Source organism: Streptomyces sp. NPDC044984, from assembly GCF_040646935.1.
Taxonomy (GTDB): Bacteria; Actinomycetota; Actinomycetes; order Streptomycetales; family Streptomycetaceae; genus Streptomyces.
In genome coordinates, this window is sequence record NZ_JBEZBE010000017.1 from 54,995 (window position 1) to 74,167 (window position 19,173).

The window sequence follows — 19,173 nt, forward strand, 5'->3', positions numbered from 1 at the left end:
GGCCGTCTCCTTCAGTGGGCATCGGTTTGCGGGAGTGCCTGGATGGTGAGCGTGCCGTCGGTCATGCCGGCCGCCATCACGCGGGTCAGGTCGTCGAGCGCGGCCGTCTGCTCGCGCAGTAACGCCGCCCGGCTCTCGATCTCGGCGAGGACGGCCTCGTACAGGTCGGCCTCGGCGCTGCTCAGGTCGGGGACGACCAGGTCCTCGATGCGGCGGGAGGCGCGCACCGCGCCGCTGGTGCGGGCGTGCTCCCCCGCCGCCGCCCGTAGCAGCGCCGCCAGCACCCGGGGCCGTACCGGAGGATCAGCGTCGGGATGCACGCGCAGGATGCGGGCCGGCGCCGCGACCAGCGAGACGCCTTCCACGTCGACGTACACGCCGAAGTGCGGGTGGGCGGTGACGACCAGGTCCCCGGGTTCGGTGAACTGGGCGTGCTCGTACGCCGTGAGCAGGATGCCCCGGTCCATGCGACGGCCGCCGATGCGGGCGGTGCCGAGGATTTCCTCGGGGGTGAGGACCGTGTAGTGGCCCTCGGGGGTGAGGTGTTCGGGGGCGAAGCGGTGGCCGGGGCGGCGGCGCAGGCGACGGGCGCGCAGGAGGCGGCCGACGGACGTACGGCGTACCGGCTGGTTCTCGGGACGCAGTTCCGCCTGGGCGTGCAGCCGGAGTTCACCGGCACGCGAACGTTCGTGGAGCTCCCCCAGGCGACGCTCCAGGTCCGCGATGACCGCCGGGCGTTCCACCACCGTCCGCAGGTGTCGGGACGCGGGCGTGCGGTGCTGCGGGGTGAACGCGGCGCCGGGGCTGCCGTCCAGGTCGGTGCCGTGGACGATGGCGGCGTGGCGCGGTTCGTGGCGCGGGTCGGGGGTCCAGCCGGAAGCGCGCCAGATGGCGAGGTCCTCGGCGAGGGCCTCGAGGACCGGCTCGGTGAGCGGCCGGGCGGAGTAGTCGGCGAGGAGGACGCGGCCGGTGCGCTGCTCCTCGGGGACGCGGGCGAGGATCCAGACCGCCGTGCGGTAGCCGGGGCGGTAGGCGTAGGCGCCGTCGGGGAGGCTGATCGCCGCCTTGAGTAAACCGGGCTTCAGGAAGGAGCGGCGCAGGCGGTCGGCGTCGCCGTGCCGGGCGAGGGGGCCGGTGAGGACGTCGGCGGGACCGAGGACGACGGCGGTGGCTCCGGTGTCGAGGTAGTCGGTGAGGGCGGCCACCTGGTCCAGGACCGCCTTCGCGTCGCGGGTCTCGGCGGCCTCGTAGGGCAGGGCGCAGACGAGGAGGTGCGGGGAGCCCCACTCGTCCTCTTCGGCGGTCAGTTCCTCGCCCTCGACGACGTCGAGCCGGAACTCGTACACCCCGCGCACCAGCATCCGCCGGCGGACCAGGCGCACGCGGGCCGGGTCGGGGTCGGCGGCGAGGTAGACGTGGCCGGAGTCCTCGGCGGCGCGGTCGTGCAGGGCGGCCGGAAGGTCACCGGAGCAGGCGTGCGGGACGGCGATCACCGCGCCCTCGTCGAGGGTGTCGATCCCGGAGAACGCGGCGAGGGCGCGGACCACGGCCGGGGTGGGCCCGTCGGCGGCCGGGTCGTGGGAGCCGAGGCGGTGGCGGGCCTGGAGGATCCAGTCGAAGGCCTCGGCGGGGTTGTAGGCGGCGTCGATCAGTTCGTCGGCGAGGTGGGCGAGGGCCGGGCCGGTGCGGTCGGGGTCGGGCAGGGCCCGCAGTTCGGAGAGGAGGAAGCGGTCGTCGGGGTCGAGGTCGGCGGCCCGTTCCAGGAGCGTGTGCCAGGGGCGGCCGTCGGCGACGGGGGCGTCGAGCTGCTGGTGCAGGCAGACCAGGGAGGTCAGCGCGCCGAGCAGGACGGACGCGGGCAGGGCCGGGGTGCGCCAGGCGGCCAGGGTGTGCAGGGCGAGCTCGGCGCGGAGCCGGCGGGGTTCGGTGTTGCCGCGGCCGGTGGAGGCGAGCCAGTCGACGACGGCGCGGGCGTCGAACAGGGGGCGTCCGTCCTCGTGGGCGACGGGCGCGGGGAAGTCGGGGTGGCGGCGGGCCCAGGTGGTGGGGACCGGGCGCTTGACCTGGGCGAGGGCGGCGATCTCGGCGTAGGTGATCCGCCAGGCCGGGGTTTCGGGCAGTATGGCGGAGGGCGTCCGCGCGGTCGTGTGCGTCGTCATCGGACGTGTCCCCCCTCTCCCCCGGGTCACCGAGGCCGGCTTCCTCGCCTCGTGGTCCACCCCTCTTCGGTGGGCGGACGTCAGCAATCTACAGCGAGGCCGGAACTCGGAGGGAAATCCATCTGATAATACGGGTTATCAATGATCTTCTCACCGCACCACCGGAACGGCGGGCACCTTGTGATCAGCAAGCGCCACGACGCCGAACCGGAGGACCACCGCGATGAGCCACCCGCCCTCGACCCCGCCCAGCACCCCGGGGCCCGCCGACTCCGGGAACGCACCGAGCTGGGGCGCCGTACCGCCGATGCCGGTCCCGCCGGCCGGTGCCGGGCAGCCTCCGGCGGGCATGCCGACGGGGTCGAAGCCGTCGCGCCGCAAGGCCTGGCTGACCCACGGCGCGACCGCGCTCGTCGCCCTCGTGATCGGCGCCGGCATCGGCGGCGACGGGGAGTCCGGCGGCAAGGACGACTCCGCCGCTCCCGCCCCGGCCGTCACCGTCACCGAGACCGCGGCCGCGGCCGCGCCCGCCGAGGCCGCCGAACCGGAGCCGGCCGCCACGGTCACCGAGAAGGTCACCGTCACGCCGAAGCCCGCCAAGAAGCCCGGAGCGGCCACCACGGTCGAGGGCGACGGCCAGTACCTCGTCGGCGACGACATGCAGGCCGGCACCTACAAGACCGCCGGGCCCGAGAAGGGCAGCATCATCGAGAACTGCTACTGGGCGCGCACCAAGGACGCCTCCGGGGAGTTCGGGGCGATCATCGCCAACGACAACCTCCAGGGCCAGGGCCGGGTGACGGTCAACAAGGGCGAGTACTTCGAGACCAACGGCTGCCAGGAGTGGACCAAGGTCGGCTGACCGGCCGCCGCACACGCCGCCGCGCTCGTGGGGGGACGCGGCGGACGCGGGGCGGGCGGCCCGCCGAGAACGGACCGCCCGCCCCTCCCTCCCCCTCCGCCACCCGCCCGACGTGAACAGGAAGGGTCCGCCGATGGGCCGCCGTTCCCCGCTCGCCCACGCACCCCGTCCCACCTTCAAGGGCCGTCCGCACGTGCACTTCGACGGCACGGTCAAGGCCGTCGCCCGGACGCCGATCGTCCTCGCCACGGACGCCTCCGTCACCGGTGACAAGGTCGGCACCGGCTACCTCGCCACCACCGGCGAGACCGGACTGCGCGCCCACGCCTACCCGCAGTACCTCACCACACCCCGTTTCCGTGTCGTCGTCACCGAACTCCGAGCCGTGTACTGGGGACTGCGGCGGATCTTCGCCGCGCACCCCGGACGGCCGGTCGAGGTGCGCGTCGACAACCTCGACGCCCTGGACCTCCTGCACGAGTGGCAGCGCGGCGGCTACCGGATGCCGGACGGCTACGAGACCCGGCTGCGTTCGCAGGGCCGCACGCCCAGCCTCGTCAAGCTGCAGATGTACGCCGAGTACACGCCCAATCTGACCTTCGTCCACGAGAAGGCCCACGCCGGCAACCCGCTCAACGAGGCCGCCGACTCCCTGGCCAAGCTCGGCCTGCGCTCCGTGCGCGGCCGGGTCCCGGCGGCCGAGATACCCCGGCTGGTCCCGCTCTGGGCGAGCGGGGCGCTGGCCGAGTACCGGCGGGGCCGGGGCTGAGCCCCCGTATCCGCTCGCCGCGCCCTCCTCCCGTCACACCTTCCCTCACACCTCCGCGCCCTCGTGCCGAAAGGAAGTCCCGCGATGTCCTCCCCCGAGCAGCAGCCGCACACCCCTCCCCCGGCCGAGGCCCCCGAAACGGACCGGGCCGCAGCCGAGGAACCGGCCCCCGCGCCCACCGAGCCGCTCCCCGCCCCGCCCGACCACCCGCCGGCCGCGTCCGCCTCCCACTGGTCGCGGCTGTCCCGCGGCGCCGTCCTCGCGATCGGCGCCGGTCTGGGGGCCGCCGTGGTGGGCGCCTGCTGGGCGGGGATGTCACTGGCCGGTGGCAGCGAGACCGACGCGACCGCAGCCGGTGCGTCCGCTTCACCCTCCGCGAACGCTGAGCTGACCGAGGACGTGAAGGGGCCTTTCAGCACCGACGGGACGCTCACCGTCGCCGGGATCGGCGCGGGTCTGGACCCCGAGGAGCTGTGCTCCGGGACGGGTGGCTACTCCGACATCGACTTCGGCGCCCAGGTCAACGTCACCGACGCCGCCGGAACCCTCGTCGCCGTGGGGAGCCTCGGCTTCGGCGAGAAGACGGAGCTGGGCTGCGAGTTCCCCTTCACGGTCGACGACATCACGCCGGGCTCGAAGTTCTACACGGTCGAGGTCTCCCACCGCGGCGGTCTCACCCAGACCGAGGACGAACTGCGCACGGGCGGCCTCGCGTTCACCCTCGGCGACTGAACGGCCAACCGGCTCGGGACGACTGTTCCGCATCTTTCCCGCGCATCCCCACCTTTCAGAACTTGCCACTGAACGATGTACTTCACCCATGTGTCAGCTGGTAGGACACAGCGGGCCCAGCGATCACAGGCGAAAGGGAACCTCAATGAGCACGCACGCCGACCCACTCGTCGACGGCGCACCCCCGATGAGCGAGTACGAGAGGCAGGTGTGGGACGCGCTCAACGAGCACTGGCAGCGCCGCAACGACCGCCGTGGGCTGCCGAACTGGGCGAGCACCGCGCTCAGTCGCACCGGTGAGGTCGCGGGGAACGCCGCGAGACGGGCCAAGGACGCCGTGCCGGACGCGGTCGCGGAACCGATCCGTCGCGCGGGCGACGCGGTCGCCGACACGGCCCTGCGGCCGGCGCTCGCAGGCGCGGCGGCGTTGCTCGAGCTGGTCAACGACAAGGCCATGGATCTCAACGACCCGAAGAGCGTCGAGGAGCTCGCCCGCAAGCAGGGCCTCGACATCGACAGTTTCACCGAACTGCGGCAGCAGGACCTCAAGGTCTGCGACCGGCTGCTGACCCGCAACACCCTCAAGTGGCGGACCACCGGAGCGGTCGAAGGCGGCGCCATGGGTCTGCTGGCCATGGTCCCCGTCGCCGGTACCCTCACCGCGCTGACGGCGGACATCCTGGTCGTCCAGGTCCTGAGCACGTCGATAGCGGCGCGCATCGCGTACTCCTACGGCTACGACGCCAAGGACCCCAAGGAGCAGGAGTTCATCCAGCACCTGGTACAGCGGTCCTTCATGGCACAGGCGGCCAAAGCCAAGCCGCTGCGTGACACCGCACGGGCGGCGAGCGCGGTCAAGGGACGCGTGAACTGGTCGCAGAAGCTCCGCAACGACCACCGTCTCCTGGCAGCTCTCGAGAAGTTGATGAAGCAGCTGGGTCCGGCCGGCTCCAGGGTGCCCGTCAAGAACGTCGCCAAGGTCGTGCCGGTCGTGGGTGTCCTCATCGGTGCCGGCATGAACTCCGCGGTCCTCGGCAGAGTGGCCACCGAGGCCCAGCGGTACTGCCAGACCCGGTTCCTGTGCGACAAGTACGGACTACCGCTGCCGGCCGCGCTGGCGGCCGGCTGGGACGACGACCCTCAGGCCGACGCCACGTAAGTGAGCCGCGGTCGCCGTTACCCGGGGGAGCCGGCAGGGACCCGTACCGTCTCCACCCAGCCCGGGGGCTGCGGCGCGCCGTCGCCGATCAGGGCCGCGATCAGGCGGCAGGACGGGACCTCGTCCGGCCAGGGGGTGAGTCCGTCGGTGAGGACGATGACGATCGAGGGGCGGTCGCGGGCCGCGAGGGCGGCGTCGATGCCGACGCGCATGTCCGTGCCGCCCCCGCCGCCGAGGGTGACCTGCTCGGTGGCCGTCACCCGGGACACGGCGTGCACGTCGGCGTCGCAGGCGAGGACGGTGACGCGGTTGCCGCGCACGCCGACCTCGCGCAGCACGCCCGTGACCTCGCCCAGGGCGGCGGCGAGTTCCGCGTCGCCCATCGAGCCCGAGGTGTCGACGACGACGGCCACCCGGGGCAGCGGGCGGCGCAGGCTGGGCAGGACGACGCCGCGCAGCGCCGGGGTGCGGCGCGACGGGCGGCGGTAGGTGTAGTCGACGGCCCCGGCGGCCCACGCGGCGGCTTCCCGGACCGCGCCGGAGAGCGCCTGCCGCCAGTCCACCGTGGGTTCCAGGAGCTCCTCGGCCCAGCGCTGCCAGCCCTCGGGCAGGGTGCCGCGGGAACGGTGGTGGGCGCGCATCGCCTCGGCGGTGAGCCGGCGCAGCGCCTGGGCCTCGACGTCACCGAGCGCGGCGGGGCCGGCGGATCCGGGGAGGTCCCAGGGCGCGGGGCGGCCGTGGGCGCCCGATCCGCAGTCGTGTTCCCGTACGTGCTCGGGTAGTTGCGGCAGGTACGCCTCGAACAGCTGCCCCTCGGGCAGGCCGAAGAGGCGGGGCTCGACGCGTCCGGCCGGCAGGCGCAGGCCGTCGGTGAGGAGGTCGTCGTTGATCTCGCAGTCCTGGGCGACGTTGACGCGGTACCGGTCGCGCTGGTCGGCGGCGGGGAGCCGGCCGGCGCGGCCGTGGTGGTCGCGCAGCAGGTGCGCCACCTCGTGGATCCAGACGCCCGCGAGTTCCTCCACGGGGGTCGCGTCGACGAAGGCGGGTGACACGTAGCAGCGCCAGTGGCGGTCCACGCCCATCGTCGGCACGTCGGGGCTCGGCACGACGGTGAGGGCGTACAGGGCCGACGCCAGGTAGGGGCGGTCGTTCGCCGCGCGGTAGCGGGCGGCGAGCAGTTTGGTGGTGTCCAGGCGGCTGCGGGGGTCCGTCATGCCCGTGGGCCTCAACGGCTGCCGGGCAGGGCCCCGGACATCCGCAGCAGGTCCAGGAACCCGTCGATGCCGGGGGGTACGGGCCAGTCGAGCCGGCGCATCGACGCGAGGTCGGTGGCGGCCCGGGCGGCCACGTCCGGCACGCCCGCGTCCACGGCCTTGGCCAGGACCGCCCAGCCGGCCTCCCATCGGGGCCGGGTGAGGTCGCTCTGGATGGCGGCGACGACCGCGATGAGGAAGGCCAGTTGGCGGTCGCCGCGCTCGGGCAGGGCGAACGCGTCGGGGTCGGCGAGGACCCGCTCGGGGTCGGGCAGGTCGAGGTGTTCCAGGTACGACAGCAGTTCGATGCCCGCGCCGTCCCCGACGGCGCCGGTGAGCGCGGCGGCCGTCGCCTCGCGGCCGGCGCCGGTCGCGTACCCCGTGGCGAGCAGCCGCAGCGCCATCTCCCAGGTGCGCGGGGACGGCCAGGAGCGGCCCCGGCTCTCGGCGTCGGCGGGGATGTGGTGGACCAGGCCGGGGCGGGCCGTGAGGAAACCGGAGACGGCGCCGCGGGCCCGCGCGACGGCGCCGGGCACCTTGGCCGGATCGACCGCGGGAACGGCCACCTCCGGCCAGGTGCCGGCCATGCCGCGGGCGACCGTGGCCGGGTCGTGGGTCCAGTCGAGGTGGACGAAGCGGTTGGCGAGCGGCGGGCTGAGGTGCCAGCCGTCGGCGGCGCTGGAGGGCGGGTTGGCGGCGGCGACGATGCGCACCGCGTCGGGCAGGACGAGGCTGCCGACCCGGCGTTCGAGGACGACCCGCAGCAGCGCCGCCTGCACGGCCGGGGGCGCGGAGGACAGTTCGTCGAAGAAGAGTAGGCCCTGTCCGGCGCGGGTGAGCCGGACCGCCCAGTCGGGCGGGGCCATCGGCACGCCGGTGGCGGCCGGGTCGTCGCCGACGATCGGCAGTCCCGCGAAGTCCGACGGCTCGTGCACGCTGGCGATGACCGTCTCCAGCGGGAGGCCGAGTCCGGCGGCGAGCTGTTCCAGGCCGGCGGACTTGCCGATGCCCGGCTCGCCCCACAGCAGGACCGGCTGGTTGGCCGTCACGGCCAGGGCGAGCGCCTCCAGTTGCGGGTTGGCGGCGGGTTCGGTGCGGTGCGTGCGCAGCCTGGCGACGAGGTCGTCGGCGGCGGCCAGCGGGGCCGGTCCGGTGCGGGGGGCGGGGTCGGTGCTCAAAACGGCGGTTCCTTGCTGTACGCGTCGAGTCCGGGTCCGGGTCCGTCGGGCTCGGGCTCGACAGGCTCGTGGTCGTCCGCTTCCTCCTCCTCGTTGCGGTCCATGTACTCGTCCCACCAGTCGGCCCCGAGGCCCGGGTGTTCCTCCTGGACGCGCTTCCGGAGGAAGGCCAGGTCGGAACGCTTGTAGCGGCGGACGACCTGGGCCAGCGACAGCTCCATCTGGTCCTCCACGTCGATCCGGGCGCCGACGGCGAGGAGTGCCTCCACGAGGGCCCTGGAACCGCCGTCGTTGACCGCCACGAACAGCGGTGTGCGGTCCCGCTGGTCCCGGGCCTCCAGGTCGAGCCCCGCCGCGAGCAGCCGGGGCAGGAGCGGCTCGTGGTCGAGGAGGTGCAGTACGTGGAGCAGCGAGCGTCCGGAGGCGTCGCGGGCCCGGGGGTCCACGCCCGCGTCCAGGAGTTCGAGCACGCCGTGGGTGTCGCCGTGCTGGGCGCGCAGGAACAGGTCCTGGCGCTGGGCGCGCAGTGCCTTCGGCAGCCGGCCGTCGCCGGACGCCCAGGTCTGCTCGACGGCGAAACACCCGGCGACGGCGCCGCCGAACGCGCGCAGGGCCCGCTCGCGCTGCTGCTCCTCGTCGCTGTGCGGCATGCGGAGCAGACCGCCCGGACGGAAGCCCACCTCGTGCCATTCGCCCCGGCATCGCACCCGGACGGGTGCGGGGAGGTCCGGGCCCGGCGGGCCGCCGGTCCCGTCGGCGACCCGGAGGTCGGGGAACAGCGCCTCGCGGACCAGCGGATGCAGGTGTTCCGGCTCGACCCCGCCGACGCGCAGCAGGTCGAGGTCGGGGAGCCTGCGCCAGAGCGCTTCGGCCAGGAAAGGCACGTTCTTGGCGTCCTCGCGGCCGGCGGCCCTCGCATCGAGACCGGTGGCCGTCGGCTCCAGCAGGATGCGTGTGCGCCAGTCGCCGACGACGAGGAAGCGGTCACCGACGCCCTCGTCCTTCAGCCGGCGGACCTCCCGCTCCAGGCGGGTGTGGTCGAGCGCGAGCCTGCCGAGGAGCTCCTCCGGATCGGCCCGGTACCAGCCGGGGCCGACCGGGGGCGTCAGGTCGAGTTCGATCCCGGCGGCGGCGAAGGCCGCCTTGACCTCGCCCTTCTGGTGCAGCAAGGTGACCCACTCGGCCCGGGCCGCCGCGTCGGCGGGGCCGGGATCGGCCGTGGGCAGTTCGTCCGTACGGCGCGGTCGGCCGTCGGCGTGGAAGAAGGGGGGCCGGTCGGTGCCGCCGCACCGCTCGCGCAGTCCGGCGGTGTGCCGCGCGTCCCACAGGTACCGGGCGTACCGCCAGTCCTCGGTCGGACTCCCGAAGACGCCGGCGGTCTTCTCGTTCATGACCGTGCGGAACCGCAGGGTGACCCGCTGCGGGCCCTCCTGCATCGCGGGCGTGGTGAGGTGCAGGTACGGCGTGGAGCGGGGGCCTTCGTCCGCCCGCACCGGCCGGTAGCGGGCGAGGACGACGGTGCGGTCGGTGTCGAGGGTGGTCCGTCCGCCCAGCACCCGGGGCAGGTGCCAGCGCACCAGGTCCGGGACCAGGTGGCGCAGGTCGTCCGCCAGCGCCGCGGCGACGTCGTCGCCGCAGTGCTCGGCGACCTCCGGCAGGTCGATGTCGACGTCCACGCCGGCCGCCGCGCACGCCCCCCGCCAGTCACCGGCCGTACGGCGTTCGGTCGCACGCTCGATCATCCTCCGGGGCACGGCGTAGCGGCGGATGCGTCGCCAACTCGCCGCCTCCTCCGGTGGGAAGCACGGTGGTTCGGGGCGGCGGTTCACCGGTAGACACTTCCTATCGCGCGCAGGTCGGGGTGGGCCCCGGCCGTGGGCCGCAGGCGCTGGGTGAAGGACCGCTTCACCTTCCGGGGCAGTCCCGGCCCCAGACCGACGTACTCCAGCGGTGAGTCGTCCGGCACCGCCGCCAGCAGGGACTTCGCGCCGCGCCCGGTGAGTCCGGTGTGGCACAGCTCCAGCCTGCGCAGCGGGCTGCCCGCGAGCGCGTCGGCCAGGGCACGGGCGCCTTCGTCGCCGGTGGCGTTGGCGGGGGCGCCGAGGCTCCGCTCGGACATCGGCCGTCCCAGGTCGAGCGCCTCGATGGCGCCCAGGGCGTCGGCGAGGGCGCGCGCGCCGGCGGGGCCGATGCCGTTGCCGCCCAGGCCCAGGCGCACCGGTCCCCCGGAGTCGGCGGCGGCCGCCGCGAGGACGGCGGCGCCCTCGTCGCCGAGGTGGTTGGCGGGCAGGTACAGCCCGCGCACGCCCGCCTCCCGGATCAGCGCCGCCAGCAGGCCGGCGGCGTCGGCGGTCAGACCGTTCCCGCCGAGGAAGAGGCGTTCCACCGGGCGCGGGCGGCCGGTGAGGGCGTCGAGCAGCGCGCGCAGACTCCCGGTGGTGACACCGGTGTTGACCAGGTCGAGGGTGCGCAGCGTGGTGTTGCGGCGGAGCATCGCGGCGAGCGCCGCCACGCCGTCGTCGCCCACCGGGTTGCGCTTGAGCCACAGGGCGCGGACGGTGTCGTCCGCGGAGAGCGTGTCCGCGAGCGCGCCGGCGCCTTCCGGGCCGATGCGGTTGCAGCCGAGGTAGAGGGTGTGCAGGCCGTGGCCGGCGGCGAGCGCGCGGGCGACCGTCGACGCCCCTTCGTCGCCGATGGCGTTGGTGCCGAGCAGGACGTGCCGGGCGTGCGGCGAGGCGGCGGCGACGGGCATCAGCCGGGCGGCACCGGCCGCTCCGAGGCCCTGCTTGCACAGGTCGACGCGGCCGTCCGCGCGCACGGTGCCGAGCGGGAACGTCTCGTCGCTCTCCACCACCCGGGCCGACCTCAGCCGGGCCAGCAGCGGGTCCAGGCCGACAGGGTCACCGATCGGGATGTCCGGGTGCTCGATCGCCGGGCAGCGCACGGGTGTCGGCTGCGTCATCACCACTCCACCGGTCCATCGCCGGTGCCCGGCCCGCCGAGGGCGGCACCGCCCCCCGCCCGCCCAGGACGGACCGACGCCACTCGACGTTCCTCCACGACAAGGGCGGCAAGGCCGGTCGGATTCGAACCGACGTCCTCCAGCTTGATGCTAGGGCGCGACGACCTCTGCGCTACAGCCTTGCCGTGGAAGATCATAGCGGGATCGGCCACGTTGTCGATCATTTGTTTGAATGAAATCTCCTGCGCGCCGCCCGCGCACGGGGCGCCGCCGGTCCCTCAGCCGCCCACGAGGGCGACGAGCCTGATGAAGACGAGGTCCGGGTCGACCGTGAGATCCACGACCTCGTCGAGGTCCTCCGTCTGTCGGTCGCCGACCAGCACGAAGAACCCGTTGGTCAGGAAGGCGCGCTCGGCGATCTCGGCCTGGCGCTCCCAGTCGATGCGGCGCGGCTCGCGGAGCCGGTAGCCGTTCAGTTCGGTCTCGGCGTCGTCGGGGCGGACGAGGCCGTTGAAGTGGTCGCTCGGGCGGCTGTCGTACCGGGTGACCTCCTCGCGGACCCGGAGTCCGATCAGCTCCCGTACGGTCATCCGTTCCGGCAGCCCGGCGACCTCCCACTCGGTGACCGGTCTGCCCGTCGCGGTCTCGTCCCGGAATGTCACGGTGGCCATCAGGCACCTCTCCTCATCTGTACGAGGATGGACTCGTCGGTGATCTTGGTGTCGGCGGCGAGCAGGAGCGCCTTGCTGAGGATCAGGGAGAGCCGTTCGTCCTCGAACGGCAGGAAGACCTTCCCGCCGCCCTTGCCGCGTGATGGGACGATGCACAGATAGGCATCGTGCGGTTCCATCAGGATGTTGGCCGAGCCCAGGTGGATCTTGTACGTGCCCAGGTCCCCGCGGACGATCAGGAAACGGCCGTCGAGCGTGCACCGGCCGGCGATCCTCAGCCGCGGCACGATCCGCTCCAGCGCCTCCCGGCGGATCTCCGCGCTCGCCGTCAACGCACCGAACGTGGCCGTCCGCCGGTATCCGGTGTAGCGGTCCTCGCCCCGGTCGGTCCAGTCGGGATCGGCGGCGATCGAGGTCACGCCGACGAAGAGGTCGACGTCCCGCATCGCCTCGCTGAACACCAGCGGGGGCACCTCGGCCAGTGGAGCCTCCCGCCAGCGCCGGCCGTCCCGGCGTTCGAAGCGGACCTGGTCCGTGGCCGCGTGTTCGGGCGCGTAACCACCGTCGTCGGTGGCGGGCTCGTGGTGGAAGCAGGCCCGCCACGCGCCGTCGCCGAACTCGGCCCGTGCCTCACCGTCGTAGCCGCCTTCGTGCCGGCCGAGGAAGTTGGCCTGCCAGCCGCGTTCCTTGAACAGCGCGTAGAGCTGCCGGTAGTGGACGATGTGGGCGGCGAACCGGTTGGAGTAGCCGCCGGTCTCCTCCTCCGCCGGGGTGAGCAGGTAGATCTCCCGGAAGGCCTGTTTGAACGGCTGCCGCAGCCGCTCGGTGACGAGCCGCTCCCGCCACGCCCTGATGTCGTGCGTCGATGCCCGGATCGGATGCCACAGCCGCACGCGTTCGGGCTCGCCGGGCGGCTCGGCCGTCGGTGCCACCGCACGCCACTCGCCGTCCGCGTCCCGGAACTCCCAGATCAGGCCGCGGGCGAGAGTTCCGGTGACCGGATGGTCGCGGTAATAGCGGCACCACTCGTCGTACGGCCACTCGCGCCCGGCCGACATCAGCGCCTCGATTCGGGCCCGCTCACCCGACAGCGTCCCCCGCACCTCCCTGGCCAGGGCCTTCAACTCCTTGAGAGCGTCCGGGAAGCCGTCCTTCACGGCCGCCGGTGCCGTGCGGGACGTCCCCCCGTCGGGGCGTGTGAAGGTGAGCCGCACGGTCGTCGCGTCCTCGATCGCCACCCGTACCCGGTGTCCGCCCCACTCCCGTTCCAGCGAACCGTCCGGCGCCAGGCCGTGGTCCGGCACGCTGCGCTCGATGAGCTGTTCCGCCGTGATGCCCTGCTTCCCCGCCGCCGTCACCAGCGCGGTGTCGAGCTGCTTGCGCAGCGCCCGGTGCCTGATCCGGGACCGCAGCCGCCACAGGGTCTCCAGAGAGGCCGGATCGCCGGTCTCGGCCAGCGCGTTGATCGCCGCGCCCGCCAGCTTGAGGTCCGTCACCACGCCGGTCCCGGGACCGCCGGTCCGCAGCGCGAGCGCGCCGAGATGCCGCACCACGGCCGGGCCGCCCGTCAGCGCGGCCGCCCAGAGGACGCCGCGCGCCAGGTCCCCGTCGTTCTGGTGGACGACGTAGTGGTAGTGGTGATCGCCGTGGATCCAGCCGGCGTGCGCACCGTTTCCCCCGCTGCACAGCGGATCGTCCTCGGCCAGGGCCCGTAGGACGTCGGCCACGAGGTCCCGCGCCGACGCCGCGTCCGCGAGTCCGAGGCACGTCCGCCGCCACTTCTGCGTGGGACGCGGCCCCGACAGGTCGGCCAAGTGCCGTACGAAGCAGGCCAGTTCAGGCGTCGGTGCGGTCCTCGCCCGGTCGCCCAGCGGGGCTGCCCAGGGAGCGTCGGCGGGGATCAGCCCTTCGGGGATGTGCGCCTGGTCCACGCTCGCGAGCAGTGCTCGCAGGCGCTGGGCGAGCGACGCGCGCAGGCTCGCCTCGACCGTGGTGTCCACGAGCTCCCGGTGTGCGTGCCGCAGCCAGGGCATGACCGCGCGGCGGCCGTCGGCGTCGAGCCGGTCGGCGGCGTCCAGCGCCGACCCCAGCGAATCGGCGAACCAGAAGCCCATGTCGTGCTCGGTGGCGCGGAGCAGCATCACCGCGACCTCGTCGGACGTCCAGCCCCGCACCCGCGCGGTCAGGGACCCGATCTCGGCGTCGTACTGCCACAAGCTCGCGTCGTCGAAGCAGGCGGCCAGCATCAGGCACAGGACCGCGGCCCTGCCCTCCTCGTCCGCGCAGGCCGCGAGCCGCCCGTCGATCTCGGCCCGGGTCGCCGCGCCCGCCGCCTCGAATCGCTTGTACTCGCGTCCCATGGACAGCCGGAACTCGGTCCGCTGACGCTCCAGGAGGTCGACGAGCCAGCGGACGCGGCCGAGCGCGGCGGACCTCACGTCGTCGAGCGAGTCGTTCCTACGGGATTCGGCCACCAAGGCGTCGTACAGCATGTCGGGATGATGGCAGGGGGGACTGACAACGCGATCGACTCAAGGACCTCGCTCCCTGGAACGACGCCCTCCCGAACGCGCTCGTGATACTGGTCCCATGGCCGGCCATCAGCTGCTCGGCCTCGGTACTGCGCCGCGGGTCCTTCACGCCTCTGCCCGGTCAGCCCCGAGAAGCCGTCCGGCTCACAGACCGTGTTCGTCCAGCAGGCGCATCAGGTTCCGCTTGCGTCTCTGGGCGGTGCGCAAGGCGGTGACGTGAGCGGCGAACTCGTCTTCCGTGCCCAGGCGGCGGTGGCAGTCGCGGATGCCCAGCAGCAGGCCGACGAGCCGCTCGTAGACCGTGTTGCCGGTCTCCTTGGTCAGCGGCTCCGCCAGGCGCAGGTAGACGCCGAGTGCGTCGGCGGGACGGACGGCCCGCGCCTGGTCGGCGAGAGTGAGCCACTGCCGGTCGTGGGCGCCGGTCCGGTCAGCGGCCTGCCAGGCGGCGTCGACGTCCTTGTCGTCGAGCAGGGCGTCGACCAGGACGGGGCCGTCGTGCCGGCTCTGCCGAGGTCGCTCCGCGTCGGCGCGCAGCAGGGCGAGGGCTGCCTCGCGCTCGGCCGGCCAGCTGTCCGCGGCCCGCGCGGCGGCGCGCAGCTGCTGGTACGCGAGCAGTGAGCGGCGGGCGCCGAAGTGGTCGCGGCGCACGGCGACGGCGTCGGCGATCCGGCCCGCCTGCGCATAGCGGTCGCAGAGGTGATCGACGAGGGCGGTGTCCACGGCGGAGAGGTCCCGGGCGTCCCGGACACCGCGTTCCGCCCACTCCAGGGCCTCGTCGAAACGCCGGGCGGCCTCCAGCTCGCGGGCGATGACCAGGTGGGTGTGGCCGTTCGGTGCGAGATCGGCCGCGTGCACGGCGATCACCGCGTCGACGTTTCCCCCGGCCTTAGCCAGACGCTCCATCAGGTACTTCTCCGCCCAGCCGCGGCGGTTGCGCCGCCACGCCTCGACGGCCAGCTCTCGCAGGACGGCCATGCCCTCTTCCCCGAGGACATCGCCGTAATCGAGCGGATCGATGTCGGTCAGGCCGTCGTCGGCGTCGCCGAGCGCATGACCGACCAGCCAGCGCGCGAGCTCCTCGGGGTCGGGGCGTGCCGCGCGGCACGCGTCGAGGTGGGCGTCGGCGAGGTCCGCGCCGATCCGTCCGAGCCGGCCGTCGGAGTCGTCGACGCTCTCCACCGCCTCGGCCAGCAGCCGCATCGCCTCCCGCGCCAGGGCGACCGCGTCGGCGGCCCGGCCCGAGCCGGTCAGCGCGCCGATCGCGGACACCGCCTGCCCGGCCTGGTCGGCGTAGGCGCGGGCATCGGCGTACTCGACGTAGCCGTACTGCGCGAAGGGACCGATGTCGAGCAGATCGCGGATACGGGACCGGACCGTGGCGAGGTCCCCGCGGGCGCTCGCGGCCCGCAGTTCCAGGCGCCGCCGCAACTGCCGGTCCTCGTCGACCTGTTCCCGCAGCAGGGCGAGCAACTCGCCCTTGGACAGGGCGGACAGCCACCTGTCGAGGTCCTGCGCGCGCTCCCGGGCCGCCTTCCGCTGCCGCGGCAGGCTCTCCGGCCGGGCGAGCACGGTCAGACCGAGGGCGACCAGGTGCTTGCAGAAGTTGCCCTCGAGACCGTACGGGCAGTCGCACGCACCGGACAGCCCGCGGGGCCCGTCCAGGGTCAGCTCCGCCTCGTACCGCTCCGTCCCGTGGACACTCGCGGTGATCCAGCCGTCGCCCACCTCGACCCCGGACACCGCATCGAGATACCCGCGGGCGCGTTCGAAGGAACGGCCGCCGGCCAGCTTCTTGAGGTTCGCCTCGGTGAGGCCGCGCATGATCCTCTTCCGTCCTGCCGTGAGGGTGCTGCCGATGCCCCAGCCTAGGGAAGCCGAGGTCGCGAGCCGGCGGCTTCGCCGGATCCGGCCTCGCCTCGTCCGGCATCACGGGGTGTTCGGCCGGTCACGCGCTCCCTCCGGGTCCCGTGGCGTTCACCGTCCTGACGGCCGCCCCGAGGACGGTGGCCGCCCCGGGGCCCTGGCTGTCGCAGCCTCAGGGCCCGAACCTGCGGCCGGTGCGTCCGCCGCACCCGGTCACCGGCCGTGCCGGTGCACGGCGACCGGTCACACCCGTGTTCTCCCCGCCCCTCGAACCCGTCGGCGCCCCGTGACCGCCCGGTCAGCCCGGCGTGACGGGCAGCACGTCGGGCGACAGTGCCGCCGCGCGGGCCGTCGCGGCCGTCATGCGGCGGCGGTGGTGACGGCGGCACAGGACCTCGTAGCCGACCTCGTCCGGGGAGCCGGTGACGTCGCCGACGACCACCTGGGCGCCCTCGACGACCATGACCCCGCCGACCGTGCGGGCGTTGTGCGTGGCGCGGGCGCCGCACCAGCACAGGGCCTCCACCTGGAGCACCTCGACCCGGTCGGCCAGTTCCACCAGCCGCTGGGAGCCGGGGAACAGCTTGGAGCGGAAGTCCGTCGTGATGCCGAAGGCGTAGACGTCGAGTTCCAGGTCGTCCACGACCCGCGCGAGCTGGTCGATCTGCTCCGGGGCCAGGAACTGCGCCTCGTCCGCGATCACGTAGTCCGCGCGCCGGCCCTGCGAGAGGTGGTCGACGAGGTGCGCGTACAGGTCCGCGCCGTCGCCGACCTCGACCGCGTCCGTGACCAGGCCCAGGCGGGAGGAGAGCTTGCCCTCGCCGGCCCGGTCGTTGCGGGTGAAGATCATGCCGGTCAGGCCGCGTGCCGAACGGTTGTGCTCGATCTGGAGAGCCAGCGTCGACTTCCCGCAGTCCATCGTTCCGGAGAAGAACACCAGCTCGGGCATGGGAGGTCGGGCACCTTTCGGCAGGGGTTGCGGGTGGATCGTCAGGAGTTCAGGAGCGTACTTCGAGCAGGGGGACCAACTGCTCGGCAGGGGTCATCGAGCCGTGGTTGCCGACCATCGCCGACTCCCTGGGCTCCCGCTCGGAGGCGATCAGCAGGACGTCGTCCCGCGCGGCGGCGACCACGTCACCGATCCGGTGGTACACGCGTTCGTCGACCGCGGGCCCGAACCAGCCCGCCTCGATCGCCTCGTCGCGCGAGGCCACCCAGAACTGCTCGCCGAGCACCTCGCGCCAGCAGGTCAGCACGTCGTTCGCGGCGCCCGGTACGGCGTAGACGTGCCGGGCGCGGCCCTCGCCGCCGAGCAGGGCGACGCCCGCCTTCAGCTCCCAGTCCTCGTCGAAGTCGATGCGGTGGTCCTCGTCGAAGGGGACGTCGATCATGCCGTGGTCGGCGGTGACGTAGAGCGCGCTGCGCGGGGGGAGCTGTTCGGCCAGGCGCTGGACCAGGCGGTCGACGTACATGAGCTGGCCGCGCCAGGTGTCGGAGTCGACGCCGAAGCGGTGGCCCGCGCCGTCGACCTCGGCGTAGTACGTGTAGACCAGGGAACGGTCGGCGGCGGCCAGCTGCTCGGCCGCGACGTCCATGCGCTCCTCGCCGGACAGCCGCCCGTGGAAGCTGCCGCCGCTGAGCGCGATCTTGGTCAGCGGGGTGTTCGCGAAGGCCGGGGAGGTGACCTGCGCGGCGTGCACGCCCGCGCGGTGGGCCAGCTCGAAGACGGTGGGGTACGGCTGCCAGGGGCCGGGCGGGGTCCAGGGCTGCCAGCGCAGCTGGTTCATCAGCTCGCCGGTGTCCGGGTTGCGCACGGTGTAGCCGGGCAGGCCGTGCGCGCCCGGCGGCAGGCCGGTGCCGACGGAGGCCAGGGAGGTGGCGGTCGTGGCCGGGTACCCGGCGGTGATCGGGCGTCCGGTGCCGCCTCGCGAGGAGGCCAGCAGGGACGTCATGAAGGGGGCCTCGTCCGGGTGCGCCTTCAGCTGCTCCCAGCCCAGCCCGTCGATCAGGAACACGCAGTTCCGGTCGGCGGGGGTCAGCTCGGGGATCGCGGCGGTCGTACCGGGGACGGCCATGCCGGCGGCGAGCGTGGGCAGCAGGTCGGCGAGCGAACCGGTGCCGTACGCGGGCAGGGGTGCGGAGCCGGGGGCCAGGGGCCGCGGGTGCGCGTCGTCCCAGGTGGTGGGGTGCGGGGGCGGTGCGGGCCGGACGGGGGGTGCGGGCCGGACGGGGGGCGTCGGCCGCGCCGTGGAGCTGGACTGCGGAATGCGGGCGGGCGGCGCGGGGCGGGGGGCCCTCGGGCGGGGCGCGGGCTGGGCACCGGACGCGGGCTGCGCGTCGGATACGGGCCGCGCACCGGGGGCGGGCTGCGCGCCGGGCGCGGGCTGGGCGCCCGGCGCGCGTCGTGCGCCGGGTGTGGGCTGGGTCATCAGCGCGTCTGGTCCGCGGTCGCCTCGGACAGGGCCTGCGCGAAGGTGAGCGCCTGGCGCACCGTCTCCGGTCCGTCACCGGCCTCGCTGACGCGCAGGCTCAGGTCGTCGGCCGTGGAGCTGCCCGTGTAGCCGTGGTCGGCCTCGCAGTTGGGGTCGCCGCAGGCGGCCGGCTCCAGGTCGATGCGGGAGACGGCGCCCCAGCCGATGGTGAGCACGATCTCACGCGGCAGCGTGCCCGGCTTGTACGACTCCGGGTTGGCGACCACCCGGCTGACCACGATCGACGAGATCCGGCCGAGCTTGACCGACTCCGTGGACGTGGTGGCGTACGGCGTCGGGGAGGTGTCGTCCGCGGCCTGCTCGTCGGTGTGGCTGACGATGAAGCGGTTGCCGGTGAGGACGAGCACGGTGACGTGCCGCCGCACCTCGTTCGAGTCGAACGTCGTCTCCTGGTGGACCAGGTACGACCGGATGGGCTCGCCGCCCACGGCGGCCTCCACCGCCTCGGCCACGAGGGCCGGGTAGTAGCCGCTGCGCTCGATCGCCGCACGCAGCCCCTGGGTCGTCGTACTGGTCTTGGCCATGGGCCCCATCCTACGGGG

At 74.0% G+C, this 19,173-nt stretch carries 16 protein-coding genes; 4 read left to right on the top strand and 12 right to left on the bottom strand.

Annotated elements, in window-relative coordinates; translation table 11 throughout:
* Positions 1–11 precede the first annotated feature (11 nt).
* Positions 12–2,159, bottom strand: a complete 2,148-nt coding sequence (locus AB0A94_RS19870; RefSeq protein ID WP_361745965.1) for a hypothetical protein — start codon at positions 2,157–2,159, stop codon at positions 12–14.
* A 150-nt stretch (positions 2,160–2,309) separates the two neighbouring features.
* Positions 2,310–2,510 carry a hypothetical protein gene (locus tag AB0A94_RS19875; protein ID WP_361745967.1) on the bottom strand — a complete coding sequence of 67 codons (201 nt, stop codon included), beginning with the start codon at positions 2,508–2,510 and terminating at the stop codon, positions 2,310–2,312.
* Here AB0A94_RS19875 and AB0A94_RS19880 point away from each other — a divergent pair.
* The 4 genes from AB0A94_RS19880 (at position 2,509) to AB0A94_RS19895 (ending at position 5,681) form a co-directional block, all read left to right on the top strand.
* Complete coding sequence (locus tag AB0A94_RS19880; RefSeq protein WP_361745969.1) at positions 2,509–3,021, top strand: hypothetical protein; 513 nt, start codon at positions 2,509–2,511, stop codon at positions 3,019–3,021. The genes AB0A94_RS19875 and AB0A94_RS19880 overlap by 2 nt on opposite strands.
* A 133-nt stretch (positions 3,022–3,154) precedes the next feature.
* Positions 3,155–3,790 (top strand): hypothetical protein, encoded by a 636-nt coding sequence (locus AB0A94_RS19885; protein WP_361745971.1) that lies wholly within the window; start codon positions 3,155–3,157, stop codon positions 3,788–3,790.
* A gap of 84 nt (positions 3,791–3,874) precedes the next feature.
* A complete protein-coding gene (locus tag AB0A94_RS19890) occupies positions 3,875–4,522 on the top strand; it encodes a hypothetical protein (protein ID WP_361745973.1) in 648 nt (215 codons plus the stop codon).
* A 145-nt stretch (positions 4,523–4,667) separates the two neighbouring features.
* The gene (locus AB0A94_RS19895; protein WP_361745975.1) at positions 4,668–5,681 is read left to right on the top strand and encodes an EcsC family protein; all 1,014 of its coding nucleotides are present in this window, start codon (positions 4,668–4,670) and stop codon (positions 5,679–5,681) included.
* 17 nt (positions 5,682–5,698) lie between these two features.
* Here AB0A94_RS19895 and AB0A94_RS19900 read toward each other — a convergent pair whose 3' ends face one another.
* The 10 genes from AB0A94_RS19900 to AB0A94_RS19945 form a co-directional block, all read right to left on the bottom strand.
* A complete protein-coding gene (locus AB0A94_RS19900; RefSeq protein ID WP_361745977.1) occupies positions 5,699–6,895 on the bottom strand; it encodes a VWA-like domain-containing protein in 1,197 nt (398 codons plus the stop codon).
* 11 nt (positions 6,896–6,906) lie between these two features.
* Positions 6,907–8,112: an AAA family ATPase gene (locus AB0A94_RS19905; RefSeq protein ID WP_361745978.1), complete on the bottom strand. Its 1,206-nt coding sequence runs from the start codon at positions 8,110–8,112 to the stop codon at positions 6,907–6,909.
* The gene (locus AB0A94_RS19910) at positions 8,109–9,854 is read right to left on the bottom strand and encodes an ankyrin repeat domain-containing protein (RefSeq protein WP_361745980.1); all 1,746 of its coding nucleotides are present in this window, start codon (positions 9,852–9,854) and stop codon (positions 8,109–8,111) included. Before AB0A94_RS19910 ends, AB0A94_RS19905 begins: the two co-directional genes overlap by 4 nt.
* Before the next feature lie 83 nt (positions 9,855–9,937).
* Positions 9,938–11,074: a gala protein gene (locus AB0A94_RS19915; RefSeq protein WP_361745982.1), complete on the bottom strand. Its 1,137-nt coding sequence runs from the start codon at positions 11,072–11,074 to the stop codon at positions 9,938–9,940.
* Positions 11,075–11,352: 278 nt separating this feature from the next.
* Entirely contained in the window at positions 11,353–11,745 is a 393-nt protein-coding gene (locus AB0A94_RS19920; protein ID WP_361745984.1) for a hypothetical protein, read from the bottom strand.
* Positions 11,745–14,237, bottom strand: a complete 2,493-nt coding sequence (locus AB0A94_RS19925; RefSeq protein ID WP_361745986.1) for a DUF4132 domain-containing protein — start codon at positions 14,235–14,237, stop codon at positions 11,745–11,747. The genes AB0A94_RS19920 and AB0A94_RS19925 overlap by 1 nt, the downstream gene beginning before the upstream one ends.
* Positions 14,238–14,420: 183 nt before the next feature.
* Positions 14,421–16,097, bottom strand: coding sequence for a hypothetical protein (locus tag AB0A94_RS19930; protein WP_361745987.1), 1,677 nt, complete (start codon positions 16,095–16,097; stop codon positions 14,421–14,423).
* A gap of 340 nt (positions 16,098–16,437) precedes the next feature.
* Complete coding sequence (locus AB0A94_RS19935) at positions 16,438–17,088, bottom strand: thymidine kinase (protein ID WP_361745989.1); 651 nt, start codon at positions 17,086–17,088, stop codon at positions 16,438–16,440.
* Positions 17,089–17,137: 49 nt separating this feature from the next.
* Positions 17,138–18,568, bottom strand: a complete 1,431-nt coding sequence (locus AB0A94_RS19940; protein ID WP_361745991.1) for a nucleotide pyrophosphatase/phosphodiesterase family protein — start codon at positions 18,566–18,568, stop codon at positions 17,138–17,140.
* Entirely contained in the window at positions 18,568–19,164 is a 597-nt protein-coding gene (locus tag AB0A94_RS19945; protein WP_361745993.1) for a DUF5998 family protein, read from the bottom strand. The genes AB0A94_RS19940 and AB0A94_RS19945 overlap by 1 nt, the downstream gene beginning before the upstream one ends.
* Between the last annotated feature and the right edge of the window lie 9 nt (positions 19,165–19,173).

What these genes read in the sequence shown, in the direction of transcription:
- AB0A94_RS19870 (WP_361745965.1), bottom strand. Translation starts at nt 2,159, where the DNA reads ATGACGACGCACACGACCGCGCGGACGCCCTCCGCCATACTGCCCGAA.
- AB0A94_RS19880 (WP_361745969.1), top strand. Translation starts at nt 2,509, where the DNA reads ATGCCGACGGGGTCGAAGCCGTCGCGCCGCAAGGCCTGGCTGACCCAC.
- AB0A94_RS19875 (WP_361745967.1), bottom strand. Translation starts at nt 2,510, where the DNA reads ATGCCCGCCGGAGGCTGCCCGGCACCGGCCGGCGGGACCGGCATCGGC.
- AB0A94_RS19885 (WP_361745971.1), top strand. Translation starts at nt 3,155, where the DNA reads ATGGGCCGCCGTTCCCCGCTCGCCCACGCACCCCGTCCCACCTTCAAG.
- AB0A94_RS19890 (WP_361745973.1), top strand. Translation starts at nt 3,875, where the DNA reads ATGTCCTCCCCCGAGCAGCAGCCGCACACCCCTCCCCCGGCCGAGGCC.
- AB0A94_RS19895 (WP_361745975.1), top strand. Translation starts at nt 4,668, where the DNA reads ATGAGCACGCACGCCGACCCACTCGTCGACGGCGCACCCCCGATGAGC.
- AB0A94_RS19900 (WP_361745977.1), bottom strand. Translation starts at nt 6,895, where the DNA reads ATGACGGACCCCCGCAGCCGCCTGGACACCACCAAACTGCTCGCCGCC.
- AB0A94_RS19910 (WP_361745980.1), bottom strand. Translation starts at nt 9,854, where the DNA reads ATGATCGAGCGTGCGACCGAACGCCGTACGGCCGGTGACTGGCGGGGG.
- AB0A94_RS19915 (WP_361745982.1), bottom strand. Translation starts at nt 11,074, where the DNA reads ATGACGCAGCCGACACCCGTGCGCTGCCCGGCGATCGAGCACCCGGAC.
- AB0A94_RS19920 (WP_361745984.1), bottom strand. Translation starts at nt 11,745, where the DNA reads ATGGCCACCGTGACATTCCGGGACGAGACCGCGACGGGCAGACCGGTC.
- AB0A94_RS19925 (WP_361745986.1), bottom strand. Translation starts at nt 14,237, where the DNA reads ATGCTGTACGACGCCTTGGTGGCCGAATCCCGTAGGAACGACTCGCTC.
- AB0A94_RS19930 (WP_361745987.1), bottom strand. Translation starts at nt 16,097, where the DNA reads ATGCGCGGCCTCACCGAGGCGAACCTCAAGAAGCTGGCCGGCGGCCGT.
- AB0A94_RS19935 (WP_361745989.1), bottom strand. Translation starts at nt 17,088, where the DNA reads ATGCCCGAGCTGGTGTTCTTCTCCGGAACGATGGACTGCGGGAAGTCG.
- AB0A94_RS19940 (WP_361745991.1), bottom strand. Translation starts at nt 18,568, where the DNA reads ATGACCCAGCCCACACCCGGCGCACGACGCGCGCCGGGCGCCCAGCCC.
- AB0A94_RS19945 (WP_361745993.1), bottom strand. Translation starts at nt 19,164, where the DNA reads ATGGGGCCCATGGCCAAGACCAGTACGACGACCCAGGGGCTGCGTGCG.